Below are 26,317 nucleotides of genomic sequence, written 5' to 3' on the forward strand. Positions count from 1 at the left end.
TGAAAGTTCTTTTCTTATGAAATCTGAAAATATTGTAGAAACTTGTTCTTAACTAAATAAGCTGTTCTGTTAACATAAAATATAGTTTGCTTATTTGATGCATTTAAATGGAGAGTATCTGAGCAGTAACTAAAGCCTTGTCGATCATGTTAATCCGCATTTTATCATCAAATCTAAATGAGGGAAGAAAGATGCTAAAGCTGGCTATTGCCTTTTTATTTTGATATATGGGAACGGCGATCCCCACTACCTGTACGGTATCTTCAATTAAAGCATACCCTTGTTTTTTAATTGCATTTATTTGTTCAAAAAAGCCAATCCGAGAAGCGGCCTGCGGCCAAACCTGTTTTGAAGGCAGCCCATATTGTTTTAAAAATAATTGCAGATCGTGATCATTTAAAAAAGCAATTAACAATCTCCCTGTTGAAGAGTCATAGGCTTGTTTTTCGTCAGGTGTTGTAGCTTGAATCAGTTGATTACTATTTTGCTTATGGATAACCTTTCTTATATCATTTTTTAAAATCGCGATAAGGCAATTTTCATTTAATTCCATAGTTATATTTTCAAGTATTGGCCTAGCTTTATTTAGCAAGTCATTAAATCCAATAGTCCCATTATTGATATCTGAAAGACGTTCCCCAATCAAGTATCCCTTTTCATTTTCTGGTTTTTTTAATAGCCCTCTGGTAACTAAAGTCTTAACGATATTAGCACAAGTTGCAGCATTTAAATTTAAATCTTTAGCTATGTTCCCCAATAGTTTAGGTCTGTAAATATCTTCTGCCACATATTCTAAAATATCGATGGATCGATGGATAACTTGAATCATACATTTTTAAATATGTGGTAAATTCAGTAATTTATTCCATAATATAAAATTTTTGTTTTATATAAAAATGTTAGCTTACTTTGAAAACCATTATTTCCTTAACAAAATGACAGAAAACAAAACCTCTAACAGGTTTGCATTTATCATGATTACCTCCCTTTTTTTTATGTGGGGTTTTGTGCATAATCTCGATCCGATTTTAATTCCACACCTCAAAAAAGCATTCAGCTTATCTACACTTCAAGCATCATTAGTAGATTCTGCTGTTTTCATCGCTTATTTTGTAATGGCGTTACCTGCAGGAGCAATCATGAAGAAATATGGTTATAAAGCTGGCATATTAACGGGATTGGCACTTTTTGCTATCGGTTCTTATTTATTCATTCCATCTGCGAATACGCAATTATACACTTTCTTCCTTCTTTCTTTATTTGTAATTGCCTGTGGTTTAACCATATTAGAAACAGCGGCAAATCCTTATGCTTCACTATTAGGCCCACCCGAAAAAGCAGTTCAACGTTTAAACTTAGCACAATCTTTTAATGGATTGGCTGCCACATTGGCTCCCATTATTGGGGCAAAAATTATTTTAACCAAAGGTTATTCTGATGCAGCTTTGAATGCGATGACAGCGTCTGCAAGGGATGTTGCTTTAGCCGCAGAAGCATCAAGTGTCAAAATGCCATATTTGGTTTTAGGAAGTATTATTTTATTAATTGCCATTATTTTTTATTTCATGAAACTTCCCGAAATCAAAGAAGGAGATGGCGTAGCATCAGTAAGCAATGTTTTTCATGCCTTAAAGCATCGTCATTTAAGTTGGGCAGTAGCAGCACAGTTTTTTTATGTTGGTGCTCAGGTATGTGTATTTAGTTTTTTTATTCTTTATGCCACTAAAGCAGCTGGAATCAGCGAAATGGAAGCGGCAACTTATGCTGGTTTCGGAGTGGGTATGGCTTTTATGATTGGCCGTTTTGTTGGTACTTTCTTCATGAAATTTATACCACCTGTAAAGTTATTGATGATTTATAGTTTGATATGTTCTGTATTATCAATTTTAGCGATTTTTATTACAGGTATCATAGCCGTTTATGTAATTATTGGGATTGCATTTTTCATGTCTATCATGTTCCCTACTATTTTCTCTTTAGGAATTAAAGATTTAGGTGGTGACACCAAATTTGGAAGCAGTTTGATAATTATGGCAATTGTTGGGGGTGCATTACTGCCTCCGCTATTTGGCTATATCAGTGATGTAACACAAAATATTCAAATGGGTTATATTGTGCCTTTGGCTTGTTTTGTCGTGATTTTCTTCTTTGGAATTACAGGTTATAAAGTTGTTAAATCGTAAAAAAAATGAGAAATTATATACTAGCACTAGATTTAAAAGAAGATATCCATCTTATCCATGAATATGATGAATGGCACAGAAATGTTTGGCCCGAGATTTTAAAAAGTATCAAAGATTCTGGAATCCTTAAAATGGAAATTTTCAGATTCTATAACAGACTTTGCATGGTGATGGAAACCATTGATGAATTTTCCTTCGAACACAAAGGCAAAATGGATGTGGAAAATGAAAAAGTGCAGGAATGGGAGAAATTGATGTGGACTTTCCAGCAGAAGATTCCCGGTTCAAAGCCTAAAGAAAAATGGGTTTTAATGCATAGCATATTTGAATTTAAAAGTAATTAAATGGATTTTCTAAAGATAGACCTCAAAGATAATGTGCTGGTTGCCCTTCAAGATTTATCGGAAGGGAGAAAAATTAATTTCGAAAATAAAACCATCCTCATCAAAGAAAAAATCCCTGCAAAGCATAAATTCTTTATTGATGATATGCATAAAGGAGATGAACTTTTGATGTACGGAGTTTTGGTAGGCAAATTACAAAATGATGTAAAATGCGGTCAGCGAATGACTGTAGAGAACACCAAACATGCGGCTGACCCTTATGCTTACCGTGAAGTGGATTATAGATGGCATTCCCCAAATGTTGATGCTTTTAAGGACAGAACATTTAAAGGTTACCACCGAAGAGATGGGCAAATGGGTACAGCCAATTATTGGTTGTTTATACCAACTGTTTTCTGTGAAAACAGAAACTTGGATGTAATTAAAGAGGCTTTACATGATAGTTTAGGGTATTCAGTTACCGATAAATATAAATTATTTGCTAAAACTTTATTGGAGGAAATTAAGGAAGGTAATACCATTGATAACTTAAATGTTTCTGTTTCTAATTCAGCTAATAAAAGCAGATATTTTAAAAACGTTGACGGCATTAAGTTTCTAAATCACCAAGGTGGATGTGGAGGAACAAGACAAGATGCAGATACTTTGAGTAAATTATTAGTCGCTTATGCAGACCATCCAAATGTTGCGGGTATAACACTTTTAAGCCTAGGTTGCCAGCATTTGCAGGTACAAGATTTTTTGAACGATTTAAAAATACGCAACTCAAATTTTGATAAACCGCTTTACATTTTTGAGCAACAAAAAACACAAAGCGAAGAATATTTAATTCAGGAAGCGATAAAGAAAACCTTTTTAGGCTTAATAGAAATCAATAAGATTGAAAGAGCGCCAGCACCTTTATCTAAATTAACCATTGGAGTTAAATGTGGCGGTAGTGATGGCTTTAGCGGAATTTCTGCAAATCCTGCAGTAGGATATACTGCAGATTTAATAGTGGCTTTAGGAGGTAAGGTGTTATTGGCTGAGTTCCCGGAATTATGCGGTGCAGAACAAAACATGATTGACCGCAGTGTGGATAAAGAGACGGCAGAAAAATTTATACGCCTGATGACGGATTATGATGCGCAAGCTCATGCTGTGGGCTCTGGATTTTACATGAACCCTTCACCAGGGAATATCAAAGATGGTTTAATTACTGATGCCATAAAAAGTACAGGTGCTGCAAAAAAAGGTGGCACTTCTCCTGTTGTTGATGTTCTGGACTATACAGAACCTGCAAAAAAACCAGGTTTAAGTTTGGTTTGTACGCCCGGTAACGACGTAGAAGCCACTACTGGCAAGGCCGCAAGTGGCGCAACTCTAATTCTTTTTACTACAGGCTTAGGAACACCTACAGGAAATCCGGTTTGTCCAGTGATTAAAGTAGCAACTAATACCACTTTAGCTACAAGGATGAGTGATATTATTGATATTGATACTGGCGGAGTGATTACCGGGGAAAAATCTATCGAACAGATGGGAAGTGAGATATTAGAATATTGTATCAAGGCAGCAAGCGGAGAAAAAATCCCTAAAGCTGTATTATTGAATCAGGATGATTTTATTCCATGGAAAAGAGGGGTAAGTTTATAAATCAATTAATAAATCTAAAATATTAGAAGTGTTTAGTTTAAAAGGTAAAACGGCAGTAATTACAGGAGGAGGTAGTGGAATAGGCAAATCCATTGCTGAAATATTTTCAAAGCAAGGAGCTGTAGTTCACATTATAGAACTTAACCTGCAATCCGCAAATGATACAGTTAATGGAATTAAGAAATACGGAGAAGCTTTTTCTCACTCTTGTGATGTTTCCAAACAGCTGGAAGTGAAAACAGTTTTCGAGCGCATTGGCAAGGTTGATATTTTGGTGAATAATGCGGGGATTGCACATATCGGCAAAGCATCTACTACTGAAGAATCAGACTTCGATAAAGTTTATCAGGTAAATGTGAAAGGAGCGTATAATTGTCTTTATGCGGTCTTACCTCTTATGCAAAAGAAAGGTAGTGGTGTAATTTTAAATACAGCATCTATCGCATCATTGGTAGGGATTACAGATCGGTTTGCTTATTCTATGAGTAAAGGTGCAATTTACGCGATGAGTATGTCTGTTGCTAGAGATTATATGGCTGATGGAATTAGGTGTAATAGTATTTCGCCAGCGAGAATTCATACACCTTTTGTAGATGGTTTCATCGCCAAGAATTATCCTGATAATCATAAAGAGATTTTTGAAAAGTTATCCAAAAGTCAGCCTATTGGCAGAATGGGAAAACCAGAAGAGGTAGCTGCATTGGCTTTATATCTCTGTTCTGATGAGGCAGGATTTATTACAGGTTGTGATTACCCGATTGATGGTGGGTTTATTAAATTGAACAATTAGAAAAACAAGATTTAAGAAACTAGTAATACCAAATACTTTTGTGTGATTAGTTAGGAAGAATTAAAAAGTTAGAAACATGAAATTAATAAGATACGGAAAAATAGGAGCAGAAAAGCCAGGAGTAGTTATTGATCATAAGAGATACGATACTTCTGCATTTGGAGAAGATTATAATGAAGCGTTTTTTGAACATGACGGATTAAATCGTTTAGCAAAGTTTATTAAAGAGAATAAAGCAAATTTATCTTTGATTGATGATATAGAGCGATTAGGTTGTCCATTTGCTCGTCCTTCCAAAATAGTTTGTATTGGATTGAATTATGCAAAACACGCAAAAGAAACCAATGCACCAATCCCTAAAGAGCCTATCATATTTTTTAAATCCACTACTTCTGTAATTGGGCCGAACGATTCTATTATGCTTCCGAAGGATTCTCTAAAAACAGATTGGGAAGTTGAATTGGCATTTGTAATCGGTAAAAAAGCCAGCTACGTTTCTAAAGAAGAAGCTTTGGATTATGTTGCCGGTTATGTTTTACATAATGATGTAAGTGAACGAGCCTTTCAATTAGAAAGAGGTGGACAATGGGCAAAGGGGAAAGGTTGCGATACATTTGCGCCGCTTGGTCCATGGTTGGTCACAAAAGACGAAATTGCTAATCCAAATAATTTACGTCTTTGGTTAAAACTGAATGGTAAAATGGTTCAGGATGGTAATACTGATGATTTTATTTTTGATATCGCTCATGTAGTTTCTTACTTAAGTGAATTTATGACACTTTTACCGGGAGATGTAATATCTACCGGCACACCGCATGGTGTAGGATTAGGATTTAATCCGCCAATTTATTTAAAAGAAGGAGATGTAATTGAACTAGGGATTGATGGTTTGGGAGAAGCAAAACAGGCAGTTATAGCTTATGCAAAAAATTGATACACATCAGCATTTCTGGAAATATAACCCAATAAATCATAGTTGGATAAATGAGGGGATGACACTGCTGAAGAATGATTTTACGCCTGATGATTTATTTCCGCTTCTAGAAAAAACGGGATTTGATGGTTGTATCGCTGTTCAGGTTGATGAAGATGAGGCTGATAATGATTTTTTATTATCCATAGCAAATCAGAATGAATTTGTAAAAGGTGTAATAGGCTGGGTTGATCTATTAAATGATAATATAGAAGCAAGGTTAAACCATTATCAGCAGTTTAATAAACTCAAAGGTTTTAGATATATGCTGCAAGGAAAGGAGCCCAGAGATTTGATGCTGAGCAAAGACTTTACAAATGGAGTTGGGTTATTAAATAAGTATAATTTTATATATGAAATTTTAATCCTTAGCGACCAATTACCATATGTTAACGAATTGGTTTCAAAGTTTCCTGAACAACCATTTGTTATAAATCATTTGGCAAAGCCGATGATAAAGTATGGTAAAATTAAACAATGGAGTAAAGAAATTAAAGCAATTGCGAAACACGAAAATATATCTTGTAAAGTATCAGGAATGGTGACTGAAGCCGATTGGAAAAATTGGAATTATCATGATTTTAATCCTTATTTAGATGTTGTGTTCAATGCTTTTGGAGCAGATAGGCTGATGTTTGGTTCTGATTGGCCAGTTTGCAATTTAGCAGGTGGATACCATAAGGTTTATGAAATTATGGAAAGATATACCTTACAATTAAGTGCAACCGAACAAGAAAAATTTTGGGGAGGAAATGCTTTAGCATTTTATCAAATAAAATAATTATGGATTTAAAATTAAACGATAAAGTAATAATTGTAACAGGTGGCGCCAAAGGTATCGGATTGGGAATTGTTGAAGCATTAGCTGCTGAAGGTGCAATTCCGGTAATCGTGGGTAGAAAGTATACTGATAACCAAAAGGAAGTAGATAGAATTAAAAAGCTAGGATATAAGGCATTTGCGGTGGAGGCTGAATTGACCAAACCCGAAGAATGCGAAAAAGCTGTTAAAGAGGTAATCAAAGAATTTGGGAGGATACAAGGAATAGTGAACAATGCAGGTTTAAATGATGGTGTTGGATTAGAAAATGGTACCTATGAAGGATTTATAGAAAGTCTGCATCGAAACTTAGTTCACTATTATCTAATTGTTCATCATGCTTTGCCCGAGCTGATTAAATCTAAAGGAGCAATCGTAAATATAAGTTCTAAAACGGGAGAAACAGGGCAAGGAAATACTTCTGCTTATGCGGCTGCTAATGGAGGAAGAAACGCATTGACCAGAGAATGGGCGGTAGAATTATTGAAATACAATATACGTGTAAATGCTGTTGTTGTTGCCGAATGTTGGACTCCTCAATACGAAAAATGGATAACCACCTTACCAAATCCAGAAGAGAAATTAAAAGAAATTACGTCAAAAATTCCGTTAGAAAATAGGATGACCACGGCTCAAGAAATTGCCGATACAGTTGCCTTTCTTTTAAGTGAAAAATCCAGTCATACAACCGGTCAGATTTTATATGTTGATGGAGGTTATGTTCATTTAGACAGAGCATTAGCAAATGCTTAAATCGGAAAAACAGGAACGGTATTTTACATCTACTTAAAAGAAGGAAAAATAAAAAATCAATATTTATGTCACAAGAATTCAACACTAAATATCCTTCTATTGATGATTTAAGGAATAAAGCGCAAAGGAAAATCCCAAAATTTGCTTTTGAATATTTAGACGGAGGTTGTAATGAAGATGTTAATCTTCACAGGAACGTTTCGGAACTTAGGGAAGTTCAGCTAAAACCTCAATATATAAAAGAATTCAATGGATTAAGTCTTAAAACAAGATTACTTGGAATAGAGTATGATGCTCCTTTTGGAATAGCGCCCATTGGATTACAAGGTCTAATATGGCCAAATTCTCCAGAAATTTTGGCAAAGGCAGCTTTTAAACATAATATACCTTTTATTTTAAGTACTGTAACTACTACCAGCATAGAGCGAGCCAGCGAGTTAACTGAAGGCAAAGCATGGTTCCAATTATATCATCCTACAGAAAATCGTTTAAGAAATGATATTATCAAAAGAGCAGCAGCTGCGGAATGCCCCGTTCTTGTAATCCTGTGTGATGTTCCTAGTTTTGGTTTTAGACCCAGGGATATACGTAATGGATTGGCAATGCCACCAAAAATGTCTGTTAGAAATATTTTGCAAGTAATGGGTAAACCTAGCTGGGCAATAAATACTTTAAAATACGGACAACCAAATTTTGCAAATTTAAAACCGTACATGCCTAAAGGTTTAGATTTAAAACAATTAGGTCAATTTATGGACGCTACGTTTTCCGGAAGGTTAAATGAAGATAAAATAAAAGCCATTCGCGATCAATGGAAAGGTAAATTAGTACTAAAAGGAGTTGCTTCAGAAATTGATGCACAGAAAGCTATCCGTTTGGGGATTGACGGAATTATTGTTTCCAATCATGGCGGAAGACAATTAGATTCGGGAGAATCATCTATAAAGCCCTTAACTAGAATCGCAGAAAAGTTTGGTAATCAAATTGAAGTGATGATGGATAGCGGTATCCGTTCTGGTTCCGATGTAGCAAGAGCTCTTGCGAGCGGCGCTAAATTTACTTTTATGGGGAGATCTTTTATGTATGGAACTGCAGCCTTAGGAAATGCTGGAGGTAATCATACTATTACTCTTCTAAAAAAAGAATTACATCAAATTATGGAGCAACTTTGCTGTGAAAGATTGGAAGATTTACCAAGTCATTTAATTAAAGAAAAATACAATTAAACCTAATTAATATAATTAATCGATTACCTCAATCTATTTAAAAATTTAATCAACTAATTATACTTTTTCGTTGATTAATAATTCAATATTAGAATTACCAGAAATTAGCAATAAATTAGTTTTGTGCCATATCCTCGCTTACCTTGAATTCAGTATTTTCGCATAAAGCTGGGTCATTTTATACTATTGGGTATTTAGCATTATCAATATAGCCTCTGTACTACGCTTCATTATTTAAATATTAAAGAATGAATATATGTATATAAGATTTTGAGTATACTTCAGTAAAGTTTTGAAAATAAAAATTGTTTAAAAGAAATAGAATCTTTATTTTTGAACAAATAGGTATAAACTTAATGTGAGTAAAACAGTGAGTAGCTATTGTAACGTTCATTCAACTTATTGATATATAAATATTTGCGGAAGGATTTAAACGTCCTGCCATCCCGACTTTTAGGCTACAAAAAGTAACTAAAACCCTTTAAATTGTATGATTTAAGGGGTTTTTGTTTTAAGCTAATTTTTGTTTTGAAGCAAATGCAATGTGGATTTGGACCATTTGTCTTTCATTTTTAATTATAAAAACAGCATTTTTGAATTAGTTGCTGCCAAATTAAACCACTTAAATTATCATGCGAAAAATAACCCTATGCGCTGTACTTGTTTTCTATTTTTTTAACGGAATTGCTGCTATAAAACTTCCTGCTTTGGTAGGTAATAACATGGTTTTACAGCAACAAACGGAGGTAAAAATTTGGGGTTGGGCAAAAGCAGGAAGTAAGATTTCTATTTCGCCTACTTGGGAAACTAAAACTTATACCACCAATACCGCAAAAAATGGAACTTGGCAAACTGTTATAAAAACACCAATTCCGGGTGGACCATATCAGATAAAATTAAGTGGGGACGGCGATTTAAAATTAAGTAATATTCTAATTGGCGAAGTTTGGGTTTGTTCTGGTCAGTCTAATATGGAAATGGCTATGCGTGGAAATTCATCACCTATTCTAAATGCCAATCAGATTATTTTAGATGCAGATCATCCTAACATTAGGCTTTTTAAGGTAAAATCCACCAGTTCTATTTCTCCATTGGATGATGTTAAAGGTCAATGGGATCAATCAAGATCGGCTACAGCCAGAGAATTTAGTGCCATTGGTTATCAATTTGCCGAGATTTTAAACAAAAAATTAAATGTTCCTATCGGGATGATCATGTCTACAGTTGGCGGAACCATGGTAGAAGCTTGGATGAGTAATACAGCTTTATCGGCATTTCCTCAGATGAAAATTCCATCAACTTTAGAGGGTAACAATTATCCGCATAGAGAACCTACTGCACTTTTTAATTCGATGGTTGCACCGCTTTTAAAATATAACATTAGAGGGATTATCTGGTTGCAAGGAGAAAGTAACCGACATGAGTCCGAACTTTATGAGCAACTTTTCCCTGCAATGGTTAGCGATTGGCGTAAACAATGGGGAATTGGCGAGTTCCCTTTTTATTACGGTCAAATTGCCCCTTATGGCTCTACCGATACCACGAGAAGCGGAGCAAGATTACGTGAGGCTCAATTAAATGATATGGATATCATCCCAAATAGTGGAATGGCCGTTTTGTTAGATGTAGGTATGGAAAACGATATCCATTTTATGGATAAAACCATTCCGGCGCAACGCTTGGCTTATTGGGCTTTGGGAAAAACTTATGGAATTCCCGGCATCGCTTATCAATCTCCAAAATATAAATCGATGAAAATTGAGGGTAATAAAGCAATTTTAATTTTTGATTATGCACCTTATTTAACCAGTTATAGAAAACCATTAACATTGTTTGAAGTAGCTGGAGAAGATAAAGTTTTTCATCAGGCGAAAGCCACTATAGAGAAAAACACAGTAACGGTTACTAGCGAAGACGTTAAAAAACCTGTTGCCGTAAGATATGCTTATAAAGAGTGGGTAATGGGAGAGTTGTATAATAACGATGGTTTGCCAGCATCTTCTTTCCGTACTGATGACTGGAAATAGTAAAATGAAAAGATTTGTTTTGATTTTTTGTTTGCTGATAGGATCAAAAGTTTATGCTCAAAAGCCTATTACTTTAAAGCTTTGGCCAAATGAAATACCTAATCAAAAAGGAAATAGGGTAGCATTTAAATCTACTTTAGATAGTAGCAAAAACTTGATTAAAATTACCGAGGTTACAGATCCTTTAATTGAGATTTACTCGCCTAAGGTTAAAACAAATAAAGCTGCAATTATCATTAGCCCTGGCGGCGGGCAAAAATTTTTAGCTTGGAATTTAGAAGGTACAGAGATTGCAAGTTGGTTAACAAATTTAGGCTATACTGCCGTTGTTTTGCAATACAGGGTACCAAATAATCAAATTGGTTCGGTTAAAGATTTGCAAAGAGCTATTAAAACCATGCGTTTTAATGCAGCTAAATTTAATATTGATACCAATAAAATTGGAGTGATAGGATTTTCTGCTGGTGGTAATTTAAGTGCAAGAGCTGCTACTAATTTTAAGTTAAAAACAGAAGACGTAACTGATGAAATAGATAAATTATCTAGCCGGCCAGATTTTGCTTTATTGATTTATCCAGGTTCAATGTCAACAGGAGTAGACCGACATTTAATTGCAGGAATCCCTGTAGATATAGATACTCCACCTGTTTTTATTTTTGTAGCTAGCGATGATCCATATAATATTCCCTTTAGCATGGGCTTGGAATTAAGGAAAAACAAAATCCCTTTCGAGTTTCATATTACTCCCAAAGGAGGTCATGGTTATGGGCTTAGAAAAGGAAATCCAGCTGCAGAAGCTTGGCCTTCTCTAGCTCAAAATTGGCTAAATTCTATATTAAATCTAAATTGATGCGCCTAATCTCAAAATTTAAACTTTCATTTTTTTTAGTTCTATTTTTTTTGCTTACGCTGATGTTAACTAACCTGAAAGCTCAAACTTTAGTTGAAAAAGAAGTTCCAGTATATACCTTGCCATCTTTAACAATCTTAAATAATGGACAAGAAATTAAAACTGCTAAAGTTTGGGAAAACAAAAGAAGGGATGAAATTATAGCGCTTTTAAAAAATGAAATGTATGGTACAATGCCAGAGAAACCAAAAAGAATGGCTTTTAAGGTTTTTGATGTTGATAGTAATGCATTAAATGGCAAGGCAACCAGAAAGCAAGTAAGGGTAATTTTTGATAAGAAAGTAGATAGTGTTTTTATGGATATCCTCATTTATATCCCCAATAAATCAAGGCAACCTGTTCCATTAATTTTAGGATTAAATTTTGCAGGTAATCAAGAAGCACTTAATGATCCAAAAATTAAAATTACTGAAAGTTGGGTTGCTAAAAAATCAAAAGGAGCAATCAATAATAAAGCTTCGGAAGCGTCAAGAGGATATTCTACAGATGTTTTTCCCATAGAGCGCATGATTGATGAAGGTTATGCGGCTGCAACAATTTATGCTGGAGATATTAATCCAGACTATTTTAACCTAACTAATGCGGTCCAATCGCTGTATCTTAAATTACAAAATCGAAAAGATAATTTTAGCACCATTGGTGCTTGGGCTTGGGGTTTAAGCAGGGCAATGGATTATTTTGAAAAAGATAATCAGATTGATGAAAAAAGAGTCGTTTTAACTGGTTTATCACGATTAGGAAAAGCAGCTTTGTGGGCTGGTGCACTAGATCAGCGTTTTGCAATTGTAATTAGTACCGAGTCTGGGAAAGGCGGCGATGCACTATTTAAAAGAGAATTTGGTGAATCTGTAGATCGTATTATAAAAGTATTCCCTCAATGGTTTTGCGCTAATTTTAATAAGTATGCCAATAATGTAGCTCAAATGCAGTTTGACCAACATATGGTTTTAGCTTTAGTTGCCCCAAGACCGCTTTATATTGGCACTGCACAAGAAGATTTAAATGAGGATCCAAAAGGAGAATTTTTATCGTTAAAAGCAGCAGAACCTATTTATAAACTATATGGATTTAAAGGTTTGCCAATTAATGAATTTCCAAAGGTCAACTCTCCCGTACATAACGAAAAAATGGGGTTCCATTTAAGAGAAGGTAAACACGGCATTACTGCTTATGATTGGGATAACTACTTTGTTTTTATTAAAAGTAGATTATAAACTTGTTAAAGATTTTCTTTTAATTATCTATTTATCATTGATTTAATACGTTTATCTATATATTTTTTGCGTTAACGATTGAAGCGACATCCCAGCCAGTAGTCTGGCAAGCTTTTTTGGATTTTCTGACAAAAAGATATAGTGGAAAGCGTGTGAAAACGTCCAAATAACAATATTAATAGATTGATAAAATAATTTGACTTTAAATATTTACTTTGCTTTTTAGCTAACTCAACCTTTTATAATTCTTTTTCTGTGAAAATAATTTTTAAACCAATTTTTTGTTTCTTATTGATTTTCTTTTTGGGAGGGAGAATTTTTGGACAAATTCAATCCATTAATTTTAAACATTTAACCATAAATGAAGGTCTTTCACAAAACACTATTTATTGCACTTTTCAGGATAAAAAAGGATTTATTTGGGTAGGCACAGAAGATGGCTTAAACCGATTTGATGGTGTAGATTGGCTTATTTTTAAGCATGAACTTAGTAACAAACATAGTTTATCTAACAATCAGGTAAATGATATTGCACAAGCCGAGGATGGTAAATTAATTATTGCAACTGCCGATGGTTTAAATGTTTATGATCCTGCAAAAGATATTTTTAATAGGGTAAATTTACATACTTCTAAGGGGCAAATCAATGAGTTTGTAAGCTCAGTATTTAAAGATAGTAAAGGGAGGTTTTGGATAGGAAGTAGAGATGGTTTAAAATTATTAAATCAAGAAAAAACAGCCATCCAAAAATCATTTAGTTTTAATCCAAATAAAGGCGGTTTAAATCCTGAAAAAATCCTGAATACTTTTGAATCAAACAATGGGCAACTTTGGGTAAATACTGGTACAGGCTTAAAATTATTCAATTTAAAATCGCTTCAATTTGAAAATTTACCTAAAGAAATTGCTAATAATAAGGTTTTAAATGAAGGCAATATTAGGGTAATCAAACAGGATAATATCAATAATTTTTGGTTTGGTACAGAAGCTAATGGTCTATTTTATTATGATGTTGCCAAACAAACCATCATCAACTATAGAAATAATCCAGTTGCAAATAGTATTGCTTCTAATGTGGTTAGAGATGTTTTCTTTTACTCACCAACAGAAATTTGGATAGGCACAAGAGATGGTTTAAGTATTTTGAACTTAGAAACACAGCGTTTTAATAATTATGTGTATGATAAGTATAACCCTAATAGTTTATCCCATAATTCTGTCCGCAATTTTTTAAGGGATAATGCGGGAAGTATTTGGTTAGGAACGTTTGCCGGAGGATTAAATATTTTTTATGAGAGTAGTAGAAACTTCAATTATTTAGGAGAAAAATTAGGGAATGATTTAGGTTTAAACCACAGGGTTGTAAGTGCAATAAACCAGGAACCTGATGGAGGTTTATGGGTTGGGACCGAGGGCGGAGGTCTAAATTACATTGATAGGGCAAAAAATATCAGTCGTTTTTATCCAATTATTAACTTGGCAAATAACGGTAGCAATATTGTGAAGTGTTTGGTTGATGATGGTAAGGGGAAAATTTGGTTGGGTACGTATAATGGAATCAGTATTTTTGATAAAAAATCTCAAACATTTAGTGGTTTATTTAAATCAAGTTCTGATTTAAACTCTTCACAAAACTATCAAATTCATGATTTAGTTTTAGACGGCAATATCAGTTATATTGCAACTAACGGTAAGGGATTGATTATCCAATCACCTACAGAAACACAAGAATTAACCTATAATCAGAAAGACAATTCTACCATCAGTTCTAATAATTTAACCACTTTATTAAAGTTGGGGAATAGCTTATGGATTGGTTCTCAACGTGGATTAAATAAATATAACATTAACCAAAAAACATTTACAAGGTATTTAAATGAAGAAAATGATTTGAATTCGCTTTCTGCCAATTCAATTTTATGTTTATATAACGATAAAGAAGATAATTTATGGGTAGGAACAGAAGGTGGAGGAATAAATTTTTACGATAGTAAAAACAATAAATTTAAAGCCATTACTACAGCCAATGGCTTATCTAACAACGTAATACATAGTTTAATACAAGATAACGATGGTTTTTTATGGGCAAGTACAAATAAAGGGATTTCAAAAATAAATATCCAAGCTTATCTAAAAGATTCTAAAAAAGTTTCAGTTATAAATTACAATGTTTCTGATGGTTTACAAAGTAATCAGTTTTCTAATGAAGCAGTTGCAAAAGGAATAAACGGAGAATTGCTTTTTGGTGGAATTAATGGTATTACTTCTTTTTTCCCTGCTAAAATTAAGGCCAATGAATTTAAACCGAGAGTGGTTTTAACAGATTTTTTTATCCGTAATAAAGAGGTTTCCATTAACACCGAGGATTCTCCTTTAATCAATCAAATAGAAGAGACTGATGAGTTAACCCTAAGTTATGATCAAGCCTATTTTACTATAAAGTATGCTGCGTTAAACTTCATAAATCCAGAAAAAAATAATTATGCCTTTAAGTTAGAAGGTTTTAATGACGAGGATTGGAACGAGGTTGGTAATCAGAGGACGGCAACTTATACCAATTTAAGTCCGGGAAATTACGTTTTTAAGGTTAAGGCTTCTAATAACGATGGAGTTTGGAATGACCAGATAAGGACTTTAAAAATTAAGATTTTACCTCCTTTTTGGAAAACTTGGTGGGCTTATTTATTATACTTATCTATCATTGCGGGACTTTTATATTTGTATTATATATATTCTATAAGAACTGCTAAACTTAAAAACGAACTTGCTTTTGAGCATCAAAGTCATGAAAAGGATCAAGAATTAGCCCAACGTAAACTTGCCTTTTTTACCAATATTTCTCATGAGATTAAAACACCATTAACATTGATACTGGCTCCGGTAGAAAAACTTATTGAATTGAACGCTGGGAACAATTTAGTTCAGAATCAGTTGGCTTTAATGCAAAGAAATGGTGAACGATTAGTTCGTTTAATTAACCAATTGCTAGACTTTAGAAAATTTGAAAGTGGTAAAATTAGGTTAAGAGCCGCTGAAGGTAATATGGTGAGATTTGTAAAGGAAGTTACCATGGCTTTTGATTCTTATGCAAAATATTTAAAGATCAATTTGGTGGTTGATGTACAATCTAATAGCATTAAAACTTATTTTGATAGGGATAATTTCGAGAAGATAATTTACAACTTACTTTCTAATGCTTTAAAATTTACACCAGAAGGCGGGACAGTTAGGGTAGGAGTTAGGCAAGATATTAAAGATGATGGGGAAGGGTTTGTTTGCATTTTTGTAGAGGATAATGGAAAAGGAATCCCAGAAAATTATATCGATAAAATATTTGATGAATTTGATCATAGCAATAATGATGACGATAATCCTTTAGGGACGGGAATTGGGCTTGCATTTACCAAAGCTTTAGTTCAACTTCATCATGGAAATATTACCGTACAAAGTGAAGAAACCACACGAATCAATAAAGGTTTTACGAAATTTACGGTTAAGATTCCTCTTGGTAGAAAGCATCTTTCTGAAGATGAGATTATAGAAAATTACAAAACCAGTGAAGATATTAAGCTTTATAGTTTAGATGAGGGAAACATTGGCAATAGCGTAATTATTGAAGAAAAGAAACAGAAGTTTTTAGCAGACGCAGGGGATGAAGCTCCAATTATGTTAATTGTAGAAGATAATGCAGAAGTCCGTGATTTTTTAAAGGAACATTTCGAAAAATCTTTTAATGTACATACTGCCGAAAACGGGAAAATAGGTTTAGAAAAATCTTTAGAATTGATACCTGACATTATAATTAGCGATGTAATGATGCCTGAAATGACAGGTACAAAACTTTGTAACGAGATAAAATCTAATCAGGCAACTAGTCATATTCCAGTGATTTTACTTACTGCCCGTACTCCTTTAATCTTTAAGATAGAAGGCCTAGAAACTGGTGCCGACGATTATATCACGAAACCTTTCAGCATGAAAGTTGTGGAAACAAGGGTTTGGAATTTACTAGAATTACGTAGACAATTACGTGAGCGTTATCGTAAAGAAATTTCTTTAGAACCTAAAAACATTGCTCTTAGTTCACCTGATGAACGTTTTATAGAAAAGGTAATGAAGTTTATTGAAGACAATATTGGCGAACCCACCTTAAATGTAGAGGCTCTAGGAAAGGAAGTTGGAATGAGTAGGGTAACACTTTATCGTAAAATTAAAGGCTTAACCAATCAAACCACCATTGAGATTATCAGAAACGTCCGTATAAAAAGAGCCGCACAGTTATTAGAAACCAAACATTATAATGTGAGTGAAGTGGCTTATATGGTTGGCTTTACTGATTTAGATTATTTTAGAAAATGTTTTAAAGAGCAGTTTAAAAAAACCCCTAAAGATTACGGAAATTCTAAAGAAAAGGAAGTGTAAATTTTAATTTTCATGATTCTAAGGATTAAAATTGTCTGAATATTAGTTTTCAGGAATATAGGATTCTCAAGAATAACCTATCAAACATAGATTAGTGAAATATTCTTTCCATTAAGATTAGTATTTATTGGTGTAATTAGTGGCAAAAAGTCTGAATCTTGATTTTCAGGATTACAGCATTTTCAAGATTAGACTTATCAAACGTAGATTAGTGAAATATTCTTTCCATCTGGATTAGAGTTTATTAGTGCAATTAGTGGCAAAATATCTGAATCTTGATTTTCAGGATTATAGGATTTTCAAGATTAGACTTATCAAACGTAGATTAGTGAAATATTCTTTCCATTAAGATTAGGGTTTATTAGTGCAATTAGTGGCAAAATATCTGAATCTTGATGTTCAGGATACAGGATTTTCAAGATTAGACTTATCAAACATAGATTAGTGAGATATTATTTCCATTCAAATTTGCGTTTATTTCGAGCTATTAGTGGCAAAACTAAAACAAAAAAAAACGCCCCATTTGGGGCGTTTTTTATATAATCTCAACGAACTAAATCTATTGAAAAATAAACTTTTTAGTTAAAGTCTCACCTGCAAAGGTTAAAGAAGCAATGTGTAAACCAGCACCAGCATTCTGACTGCTTAAGTTAATTTGGTTACTCCCAACTTGTAAGCTAACATTTTGTTTAGCAACAACTTTTCCACCAGCATCATAAACATTTAACACACCTTCTCCACTTTTATTAGAGAAAACGTTTACATTAATTTGTCCACTTGCTTTGTTGGCATAAACAGAAATTGCAGCTGCTTGTCCGTTGACAGTGACTACAACTGGACCAAACTCTTCACTTTTTCCGTTATTATCAACTTGATTCAATTTGTAATAATTAGCACCAGTAACTGCATTTTTATCTAAAAAAGAATAATTTAAGGCAACGTCAGAATTTCCATTACCAGCAACTTCACCAATTTTAGAAAACTGAGTTCCATCTGTAGAACGCAAAATATCAAAATGGTTATTGTCTTTTTCTGATGAAGTAGTCCAGCTTAGTTGTGCACCATTTAAAGTGCTTTTTCCTGTGAAAGAAGAAAGTTTGATTGGTAATACAATATGTGGAATGGTAGATGCGTCAGTACCTGGTGTAAAAGCAATTCCTTTAAAAAGTGTATTAGCTGGCGCAGTGGCTAATGTAGTTAAAGTAGTATTAGCATCAGAAATAGTTTTATTAGAACTTAATGTATCTCTAAAAGCAACTATACTAGCGTTAGTGTTTGCATATACAAAAACTGTATCCCCAATAATTCTACCTGTTATCCCTTTTACACTTAATGCTGCAGTTGCAACTGATGCCGTAACTGTTCCTTTTAATTCCCAAATTGCAGAAGGCATAGCCAAGGGATTATATCTCCATTTCTCAATTTTACCTGTATCATCATTTGTAGCATAAATAAGATTAGGATCACCAGCGCCAACAGTTGATTTTAATAATACAATTTGATTTGGAAAAGTAGGTAAAGTACTCATTCCGGGCAGTGCTACTGGTGTGGTATTTGCATTATTTACAACAGTACTTTTAGGTAATTTATTAGCATCAGATGCTGAGGTTATAGTGCCAACGTGGGCTCCAGCACTACTATTAGTTGTTTCATACAATTGTCCATTATAAATATTAACACTTCTAAATGCTGTTACTGTAGAATGCACACCTGTAGATGCAGTTTGTGTATTAATGTCAATATACCTTACTCCCGCACCTGATGAAGCTAGCCAAAAACCAGTTCCGTCTATAGTAATTGCACAACGTGGATTACCTAAGGTAGCAGTAGTACTATAGGTAGTTGTATTTATTGCCCCGTTTGCATTAATTAGACCTAATGTCCTATTATTATTTCCACTAAGAGTTATTCCAGCATTAACTGCATAACCAAATGCTGTTAAATAGGTCCCATTTGGAGATAATGTAAGTAATCCTTCATTGCCAGTTGCAGTGTTTCCTGTTAACTGTTGGTTGGCGCCAGAAACTGTTGTTGGTAATGCTAAAGTAAATGTAGGTGTAGTTTGAAGAGGTCCTGTAACTTTAAATTCTTTTAAGATAACCGGAACAGCATTGGCATCTAAAGGATCTGTTTCATTACCATATTGTGAAACCACTAACCTATTGGCAGTAAATTGCGCAAATGCGCCAAATGCAAAGGCGATTAAGCCTGTTGTAAGTAATGTTTTTCTCATCGTGTTTTTGTTTTTAGTGAATAATAATTGGTTGTTATTTATAAATAGGGCGGGATTTTCCCGACCATTGGTTGTACTAGTTTTTCAAGAATTTACTTTCTCCTATTAATTTATTGGTATTCGCATCGTTAACTCTTAAAATGTAAACTCCTGTTTTCAATTCTTGGATATCTTGTTGTATCAATTCATCCTCAGAAAAACTTAATTGTTTCATCAATTTGCCTTGAAGATTATATATGGCTACTTTAACTTGAGTATTCTGCGCTGCTTTTAAATTGACAAATATTTTCTCTTTTGTAGGATTAGGATAAATCATAATGGCAAAATCATTTCCATTATCCAACAAGTCAAAGGTTAATGCTACCACATCTGAAATTGAAATTTTTCCGTCTAAATCATATTGAACTAGCCTATAATAGTTTACACCGTTATTTGGATTTTTTTCCGTAAAAGAATAGTTATTTAAAGCTGAGGAAGTTCCTTTGCCTTTAACAGTTGCAATGTTTGAAAATAGTTTTCCATCTGTAGAACGTTCCAACTCAAAACGGTCATTATTTAATTCTGAAGCAGTAGTCCATTGAATTAATGCCCCTTCTGTTTTTTTGGTTGCAGTAAATTTGGTTAATGTTACTGGTAGAGTAGTCAAAACGCCTTTCATTGCATCTGCATATCTTTGACCTAGGATAACAGCAGAAGCAGTATTAAAATGCGTAATATCTCCTATGTCTGTTAATCCAGCAGAAGAAACTAATGCTGTAAAAGGAACATCTGCATTAACTCCGGGCATTACAGCTAAAATGTTACCATATTTAGTAGGGTTTGCTGCATATCGCCCCATCTCTCCAAAAACAAATGGTAATTTAGGTTGATTGAAAGTTGTCCGGAAATTACTGATTAAAGCCTTAATATCTGTAACCCAAGAGCTGGCCCTACTGTTATCCGCTTCTCCTTGATGAAATAATATTCCTTTTAAAACTCCTTTGGTTTGCGCTGCTAAAACGTATTTAACAGATTCATCATAAATACTTTTATTGGTGCGTGTATTGGTAACTCCAGGAGCGAAAACTGATATACTTTGACCACCTATTGCTGTGGGTATTAAACCAATAGTAACATTAGGGTCTGCATTTTCTAGCATCTTAACTGCAAAGGATATTCCGGGTCCAACTTGGGCTTCGCCTGGCTCTAATTCGCCATGTAATGGATTGGTTGCTTTAACCCAAGTTCCATCTAGCTTTAACATCTTAATCCGAGGATTAGGAACGTAAGTATCCTGAGATAATGAACCCCTACCGCTCATGTTAGATTGTCCCGTCAATAAATAAACGTGGAAATTACTATCTACATCAATGTCATAGTTTTTTGTACGAAAAGAAGATGCTGGCAAATCATCTCCATTAAATAAATTACCCACTACAAAGTTTGAGAATGCATATCGTACAAAAGCAGGATTTAATACTTGAGCAGGATTAGTGGCAACAACCTCAATTTGATTTGTTAAATTATTAATCACGGCTGTAGCAGGAACAAAAACTTTATCGCCTCCAGCTATTTCAAAAAGTGAAGTGGCATTTCCTTTAATTTTTAAGCCGGTAGCATAATTAAAAGAAAGCGTTGCTTTATTTCCTAAAAACGAAATCGATTTAAATTCAGGACCTAAATATGGAATATTAGTAAATCCATAAGTTTTATTTAAAGCAATAAATGATAAACGATTTGCTGGAGTTGTTTTATCCGCATAATGAATTTCGTTAGCCTCTCCAACTTCCATTGGTAAACTAATTCCTGTGTTTGGAATAGATTTATAAGAATCATATAATACCTCACGCATTATAGCTCCACCAAATGGAACTGAATAATTATTTGGTGCTATTTGGACAAAATAGAATGGAAGATTTGTGTCATTCCATTTACTTCTATAATCAGTAATCATTGCGGGAAACAACCGCTTGTATAAATCTGGTTCTTGCCTATTACTTTCTCCCTGATACCATATAAAACCTTTAATTCCGTAACCAGCCACAGGACTTACCATTCCATTATATACAGAAGTGGGTGTTGCTTTATCATTATCTAAAGTAATTGGGACTGTAACTTCAGGAAACGGCTTTAAGCTCTCTTTACTCATTAAAGATTGAATAGGAATTCCACCAACAGCAGTAACAATTACGCCTACAGGAACATTTAATTTAGCTTTTAATGCTAATGCGTATTGATAAGCAATAGCACTAAAAAATTCGGCATTTGTAGGATTCGCTTCATTCCAAGTTCCGGTTAGGTTTGTTTTTGGATCAATAGATAAAGTAGTAGGAAGTGTAAACATCCTTAAGTCCGGATCATTTGCAGCGTTAATAAGGGCTTGTCCATTTGCAATTGGAGAGGTAACTGGATTACTACCAAAACCTTTTAACCTCATTTCCATATTTGACTGACCAGCGCAAAACCAAACCTCTCCAAGTTTTATATTATTGATAGTTTTAGAATGGCCATCTTCATCTTTTGCCTCTATAGAATAGCTTATGCCATTTGCAACTGGTGTAGCAACATTAATCCTCCACATTCCATTTATGTCAGTAATGCCTGTGTAGGCAGTGTTATTCCAGGAAGGAGTTACTGTAATTTGTGTACCGATACCAGCAAAGCCAAATAGAGGAGTCGCAGTTTTTTGTTGCTGGATAATGGCATAATCACTAAAAAGATTGTTGAAAGTTACAGGTACTGTATTGGTTGATGGAGATGGGGTATCACTGATTACCAATTCAGGTTTATTTGTAGCGTCTTCTTTCTTATTAAAAACTATAGTCTTATCAGAATTTGAAGGATCACTTAATCCAAAACTTACAATAGTATTTGTAGCTAAAAGGGTTTTAAAATAATTTGTTACATCCCATTCATAGTAAACACCGCTTGCCGTAATATTTACTGATGCTAAAGCGGTATTAAGGGCTGGGCGGTTATTATAATTTAAAGTAGATTCTACCCAGTTTTCTGAGGTACTTGATACCACAACGTTAGAACTTGAACTTGCTGGATAGGAATTAACAAACATTCTAAATTTGGCAGATTTAACATCCGCAACAGCGGTGGTACCTAAATCAAATTTGACATACCCAATCCTTGTTTGCCCAGATGGTGAACCTTTTATTTGAAAAGTAGTACTGCCGTAGTTATTTGTTGCCCCGCCTTGCCAAACAGATGCATCAGCTATTGGATTAAGTGTAGTGATGATTTGTGCAATTCCCGTAAAGGAGCAAAGCATGTAGATTAAAGTTAATAAGGCAGTATAAGCTAGCTTAGTAAATGTTTTGATCATATCTTAATTTGGTTAAATGATCAAACTGAATCATTTAGAAATGTGTCAGTTTGAAAAAATAGTTGCTATATGCAACATGTAATTGGTATGCACTAAACTAGTTGCAATCAACGTATCAATTGCAGGGCATATCTTTCTTATCAACAGGGGTATTATAACAGTTTAAGAAAGAAATAAATCATGTTTGAGTGAGAGCGAAATTTTAATTATTCATTTCCCTTTATAAACAAGAAAGATTTAAAGGGTTTATTTGAATAAAATAACCTGTGCTGTTTATATATAAAACCCTCATATTTGATACAACTGATTATACGAATGCCTTATCCACCAAAAGGAATGGTATTCTAAAAGATTAACTAACCAATTAACTAAATTATTTATGAGTTTATTTTTCCAAAATTTGCGCTTAAAGCGCTTGTTGGGTTTATCTCTTTTAATTGCATTAATTTCTATTGACAGCCTAATGGCGCAAGAAATGGTAATTATGGGAGTTGTAAAAGACGTTGGAGGCGAAACATTGCCAGGCGTTAGTGTGAAAGTAAAGGGTGGGAGCTCTTCCTCTCAAACAGGAATTAATGGAGCTTACACCATCAAAGTGCCAAATAAAGAATCAATCTTAATTTTCTCTTTTGTTGGTTTTACTGATATTGAAAAAAGTGTCTCTTTAGGTACTGTAATAAATGTAACTCTTGAAGAAAAATTAAGTAGCCTTAATGAAGTAGTAGTTGTAGGTTATGGAACGCAAAAGAGAAGTGAAGTAACGGGTTCTATTGGGTCTATTAAAGCAGACCAGATTGATCAATTTTCTGGCGGATCTTTAAATACCAGTTTACAGGGTAAAATTGCAGGTTTACAAATTACAACTGAATCCGGAGAGCCTGGTTCGGGAGCAACTTTTAATCTTAGGGGAGTTTCTTCAATTAATGGTGATAGCTCTCCTTTGATAATCATTGATGGTGTACCTGTTAATAACGATACTTATTCATCTGCTTCAGATGGTGCAGGTTTTAGCCCATTAGCAGATATAAATCCTTCGGATATTGCTTCTATTGAAGTTTTGAAAGATGCGGCAACAGCATCAATTTACGGCTCAAGAGCTTCTAATGGCGTTGTTTTAATAACCACCAAAACTGGGGCAGGTACAGTTCCAACTATTAACTTTTCTATAAATAGCAGTATAGTAGGCATTTCTCGTAAAATTGGAATTTTAAATGGCCCTCAATTTAGAGATGCGTTTATCGAATCTATTTTCAATGCATCTGCTGCTGGTATTTCTACATCAAAAGTTTCTGTGATAGATTCATTGCATCCTTATTATAGCCAAACTCAAAATTGGCAAGATATCATGTATAGAAATTCTTTACAATATAAAGCTGATTTAAGTGTGAGTGGGGCTTCTAAAGATAAAAACATGAATTATTTTATAAGCGTGGGCTATAAAGATTTAAAACCTGTAATAGTTGAAACTGGTTATAAACAATTTACAAGTGCAGCAAGGGTTAATTATAATATTACCGATAAAATAAAGGGATCTACAAATTTTAACATCTCTAATTATACTTATGATAGATTAAATACTGGTGGTGGAACAGGAAGTGTAATTTTTAGATATTTAATTACTTTGCCAGTTTATAATCCTTATGATCCTATAACTGGTCAAATCATTCCATTATTTGAAGGCACAAAAATAAGTCCTTTGGCACAAGCTATTTATACTGAAAATGCAATTAACAGATCGCGTTTATATGGAAAGCAAGAATTGACCTTTAACATTATTAAAGGTTTAGATTTTAAAACAAGCGTGGGTTTAGATTACAGTAATACAGAAACTAATTATTTCACTCCGTCTATTTTCCAAACGGATGGTAAAAATGTTTACACAGATTATCGCCCTGTGGTAAATAATTCCTTTACAAATAATAACACGCTAACCTATCAACGTACTTTCAATAAAAATCATAATGTAAATATTTTATTGGGTCAAGAATATCAAACTTATAAATCTAGTAGTTATAATTTTAGAGGAACAGATTTTATAGATGATAACATTACCAGTTTAGCAGGTGCTGGAAATATCACCTCATTTGGGCATGGCGAGAGTGAAAATAGACTATTATCTTTTTTTACCCGCTTAAATTATAACTATAAATCTAAATACATTGTTTCTTTATTAATGAGACAAGATGGTTCTTCAAGATTTTCTGCAGATAACAGACTAGCATATTTTCCATCTATATCTACAGGATGGAGATTTACAGAAGAAGCTTTCTTTAAAAATAAAAACTTTTTAACCGATGGTAAATTAAGGATTGGATATGGTATTACAGGTAACCAAGGTATTGGAGATTTTGCGGCAATAGGGGCATTCACTAAACAAAGCACCTATTTAGGTCAGTCATCTATTGTACAATCTGCTTTGGATAATCCAAATTTAAAGTGGGAAACTACCAAGCAATTGGATATTGGTACAGATTTGCAATTCTTTAAAGGACGGGTAAATCTAACTGTAGACTATTATTCAAAAAATTCAGAAGATCTATTGTTCAATGTCCAAGTTCCAAGTCAAACCGGTTTTGGTTCAATTCCTTATAACTTTGGTAGTTTGGAAAACCATGGTTTTGATTTTCAATTAGATGGGATAGTATTGCAAAAAGCAGTTACGTGGAATAGCATCATCACCTTTGGTTTAAACAGAAATAAGGTAACATCATTACCAAATGGCGATGATTATCGTCCAAATAGCACAAGTTTAGCAAGGGTTGGTGTTCCTGTTGGTGTTTTCTATGGCTATAAATCACTTGGTGTTTATGCAAAAGATGCTGATAATGTATATAAAACTGATGCTAATGGTGCTGCAATACCTTATCGTAAAGGTTCTGCAAATGGTGCTATTTATAAAGGTGGAGATGAAATTTATGAGGATTTAAATGGTGATGGAGTAATCAACAATTTGGATTTACAAGTTATTGGTAATCCAACTCCAAGTTATTTTGGAGGATGGCAAAACACTTTTACTTATAAGAACTGGAACTTTAGCGCATTTTTTAACTACACCATAGGAAATGATGTGTTTAATTCTATCAGAAGAGCACAAGATGGTTACCAATTTGACGCTAATTTCTCCACAGACCAACTAAGAAGATGGAGAACACAAGGTGATGTAACGGATATACCTAGGTTAGTAAAAACGGATCCAATGGAAAATTACGCTATATCTTCACGATTTGTTGAAGATGCATCTTTCATTAGACTTCAAACTGTTAGTTTAGGATATAACCTTCCTAGTAAACTAACATCAAGATTAGGCATTAAAGGTGCAAATATAGGTGTAAGTGGTCAAAATTTAATTACATGGGGTTCTTATTCAGGATATGATCCTGAAGTAAGTTCTGGTGGTACATTATCAGCAGGAGTTGATAATGGCTCATTCCCAAAATTGCGTTTCTATAATTTATCTTTAAACGTTAAACTATAA

Annotated in this window: 16 protein-coding genes; 13 read left to right on the plus strand and 3 right to left on the minus strand. The window is 33.8% G+C overall.

The window, feature by feature from the left end:
• Positions 1-103: 103 nt before the first annotated feature.
• Positions 104-829, minus strand: a complete 726-nt coding sequence (locus tag A5893_RS03005; protein WP_068821051.1) for an IclR family transcriptional regulator — start codon at positions 827-829, stop codon at positions 104-106.
• Positions 830-896: 67 nt separating this feature from the next.
• Between A5893_RS03005 and fucP the strand changes: the two genes are divergently transcribed.
• The 12 genes from fucP (at position 897) to A5893_RS03065 (ending at position 17,296) form a co-directional block, all read left to right on the plus strand.
• Positions 897-2,183: an L-fucose:H+ symporter permease gene (gene fucP / locus A5893_RS03010; RefSeq protein WP_157687392.1), complete on the plus strand. Its 1,287-nt coding sequence runs from the start codon at positions 897-899 to the stop codon at positions 2,181-2,183.
• A 5-nt stretch (positions 2,184-2,188) separates the two neighbouring features.
• Entirely contained in the window at positions 2,189-2,527 is a 339-nt protein-coding gene (locus tag A5893_RS03015; protein WP_068821053.1) for an L-rhamnose mutarotase, read from the plus strand.
• Positions 2,528-4,162, plus strand: a complete 1,635-nt coding sequence (locus tag A5893_RS03020) for a UxaA family hydrolase (protein ID WP_068821054.1) — start codon at positions 2,528-2,530, stop codon at positions 4,160-4,162.
• 28 nt (positions 4,163-4,190) lie between these two features.
• Positions 4,191-4,952 (plus strand): SDR family NAD(P)-dependent oxidoreductase, encoded by a 762-nt coding sequence (locus A5893_RS03025; RefSeq protein ID WP_068821055.1) that lies wholly within the window; start codon positions 4,191-4,193, stop codon positions 4,950-4,952.
• A gap of 76 nt (positions 4,953-5,028) precedes the next feature.
• Positions 5,029-5,886 (plus strand): fumarylacetoacetate hydrolase family protein, encoded by an 858-nt coding sequence (locus A5893_RS03030; RefSeq protein ID WP_068821056.1) that lies wholly within the window; start codon positions 5,029-5,031, stop codon positions 5,884-5,886.
• Positions 5,873-6,706, plus strand: coding sequence for an amidohydrolase family protein (locus A5893_RS03035; protein WP_068821057.1), 834 nt, complete (start codon positions 5,873-5,875; stop codon positions 6,704-6,706). The genes A5893_RS03030 and A5893_RS03035 overlap by 14 nt, the downstream gene beginning before the upstream one ends.
• Before the next feature lie 2 nt (positions 6,707-6,708).
• Positions 6,709-7,497: an L-fucose dehydrogenase gene (locus tag A5893_RS03040; RefSeq protein ID WP_068821058.1), complete on the plus strand. Its 789-nt coding sequence runs from the start codon at positions 6,709-6,711 to the stop codon at positions 7,495-7,497.
• A gap of 65 nt (positions 7,498-7,562) precedes the next feature.
• The gene (locus A5893_RS03045; protein WP_068821059.1) at positions 7,563-8,723 is read left to right on the plus strand and encodes an alpha-hydroxy acid oxidase; all 1,161 of its coding nucleotides are present in this window, start codon (positions 7,563-7,565) and stop codon (positions 8,721-8,723) included.
• Positions 8,724-9,355: 632 nt separating this feature from the next.
• Positions 9,356-10,750: a sialate O-acetylesterase gene (locus A5893_RS03050; protein WP_068821060.1), complete on the plus strand. Its 1,395-nt coding sequence runs from the start codon at positions 9,356-9,358 to the stop codon at positions 10,748-10,750.
• Positions 10,751-10,754: 4 nt separating this feature from the next.
• Positions 10,755-11,600 (plus strand): alpha/beta hydrolase, encoded by an 846-nt coding sequence (locus A5893_RS03055; RefSeq protein WP_068821434.1) that lies wholly within the window; start codon positions 10,755-10,757, stop codon positions 11,598-11,600.
• A 62-nt stretch (positions 11,601-11,662) separates the two neighbouring features.
• On the plus strand, positions 11,663-12,874 hold the full coding sequence (locus A5893_RS03060; RefSeq protein ID WP_068821061.1) for a glucuronyl esterase domain-containing protein: 1,212 nt from the start codon (positions 11,663-11,665) through the stop codon (positions 12,872-12,874).
• 255 nt (positions 12,875-13,129) lie between these two features.
• Complete coding sequence (locus A5893_RS03065) at positions 13,130-17,296, plus strand: two-component regulator propeller domain-containing protein (protein WP_068821062.1); 4,167 nt, start codon at positions 13,130-13,132, stop codon at positions 17,294-17,296.
• 559 nt (positions 17,297-17,855) lie between these two features.
• Here A5893_RS03065 and A5893_RS03070 read toward each other — a convergent pair.
• Positions 17,856-19,529: a T9SS type A sorting domain-containing protein gene (locus tag A5893_RS03070; protein ID WP_068821063.1), complete on the minus strand. Its 1,674-nt coding sequence runs from the start codon at positions 19,527-19,529 to the stop codon at positions 17,856-17,858.
• 76 nt (positions 19,530-19,605) lie between these two features.
• Positions 19,606-22,842, minus strand: a complete 3,237-nt coding sequence (locus tag A5893_RS03075) for a sialate O-acetylesterase (protein WP_068821064.1) — start codon at positions 22,840-22,842, stop codon at positions 19,606-19,608.
• A gap of 379 nt (positions 22,843-23,221) precedes the next feature.
• Here A5893_RS03075 and A5893_RS03080 point away from each other — a divergent pair, with 379 nt between their 5' ends.
• On the plus strand, positions 23,222-26,317 hold the full coding sequence (locus tag A5893_RS03080) for a SusC/RagA family TonB-linked outer membrane protein (protein ID WP_082911292.1): 3,096 nt from the start codon (positions 23,222-23,224) through the stop codon (positions 26,315-26,317).

This window comes from Pedobacter psychrophilus (assembly GCF_001652725.1).
Lineage (GTDB): Bacteria > Bacteroidota > Bacteroidia > Sphingobacteriales > Sphingobacteriaceae > Pseudopedobacter > Pseudopedobacter psychrophilus.

What these genes read in the sequence shown, in the direction of transcription:
- A5893_RS03005 (WP_068821051.1), bottom strand. Translation starts at nt 829, where the DNA reads ATGATTCAAGTTATCCATCGATCCATCGATATTTTAGAATATGTGGCA.
- fucP (WP_157687392.1), top strand. Translation starts at nt 897, where the DNA reads ATGTTAGCTTACTTTGAAAACCATTATTTCCTTAACAAAATGACAGAA.
- A5893_RS03015 (WP_068821053.1), top strand. Translation starts at nt 2,189, where the DNA reads ATGAGAAATTATATACTAGCACTAGATTTAAAAGAAGATATCCATCTT.
- A5893_RS03020 (WP_068821054.1), top strand. Translation starts at nt 2,528, where the DNA reads ATGGATTTTCTAAAGATAGACCTCAAAGATAATGTGCTGGTTGCCCTT.
- A5893_RS03030 (WP_068821056.1), top strand. Translation starts at nt 5,029, where the DNA reads ATGAAATTAATAAGATACGGAAAAATAGGAGCAGAAAAGCCAGGAGTA.
- A5893_RS03035 (WP_068821057.1), top strand. Translation starts at nt 5,873, where the DNA reads ATGCAAAAAATTGATACACATCAGCATTTCTGGAAATATAACCCAATA.
- A5893_RS03040 (WP_068821058.1), top strand. Translation starts at nt 6,709, where the DNA reads ATGGATTTAAAATTAAACGATAAAGTAATAATTGTAACAGGTGGCGCC.
- A5893_RS03045 (WP_068821059.1), top strand. Translation starts at nt 7,563, where the DNA reads ATGTCACAAGAATTCAACACTAAATATCCTTCTATTGATGATTTAAGG.
- A5893_RS03050 (WP_068821060.1), top strand. Translation starts at nt 9,356, where the DNA reads ATGCGAAAAATAACCCTATGCGCTGTACTTGTTTTCTATTTTTTTAAC.
- A5893_RS03055 (WP_068821434.1), top strand. Translation starts at nt 10,755, where the DNA reads ATGAAAAGATTTGTTTTGATTTTTTGTTTGCTGATAGGATCAAAAGTT.
- A5893_RS03060 (WP_068821061.1), top strand. Translation starts at nt 11,663, where the DNA reads ATGTTAACTAACCTGAAAGCTCAAACTTTAGTTGAAAAAGAAGTTCCA.
- A5893_RS03070 (WP_068821063.1), bottom strand. Translation starts at nt 19,529, where the DNA reads ATGAGAAAAACATTACTTACAACAGGCTTAATCGCCTTTGCATTTGGC.
- A5893_RS03075 (WP_068821064.1), bottom strand. Translation starts at nt 22,842, where the DNA reads ATGATCAAAACATTTACTAAGCTAGCTTATACTGCCTTATTAACTTTA.
- A5893_RS03080 (WP_082911292.1), top strand. Translation starts at nt 23,222, where the DNA reads ATGAGTTTATTTTTCCAAAATTTGCGCTTAAAGCGCTTGTTGGGTTTA.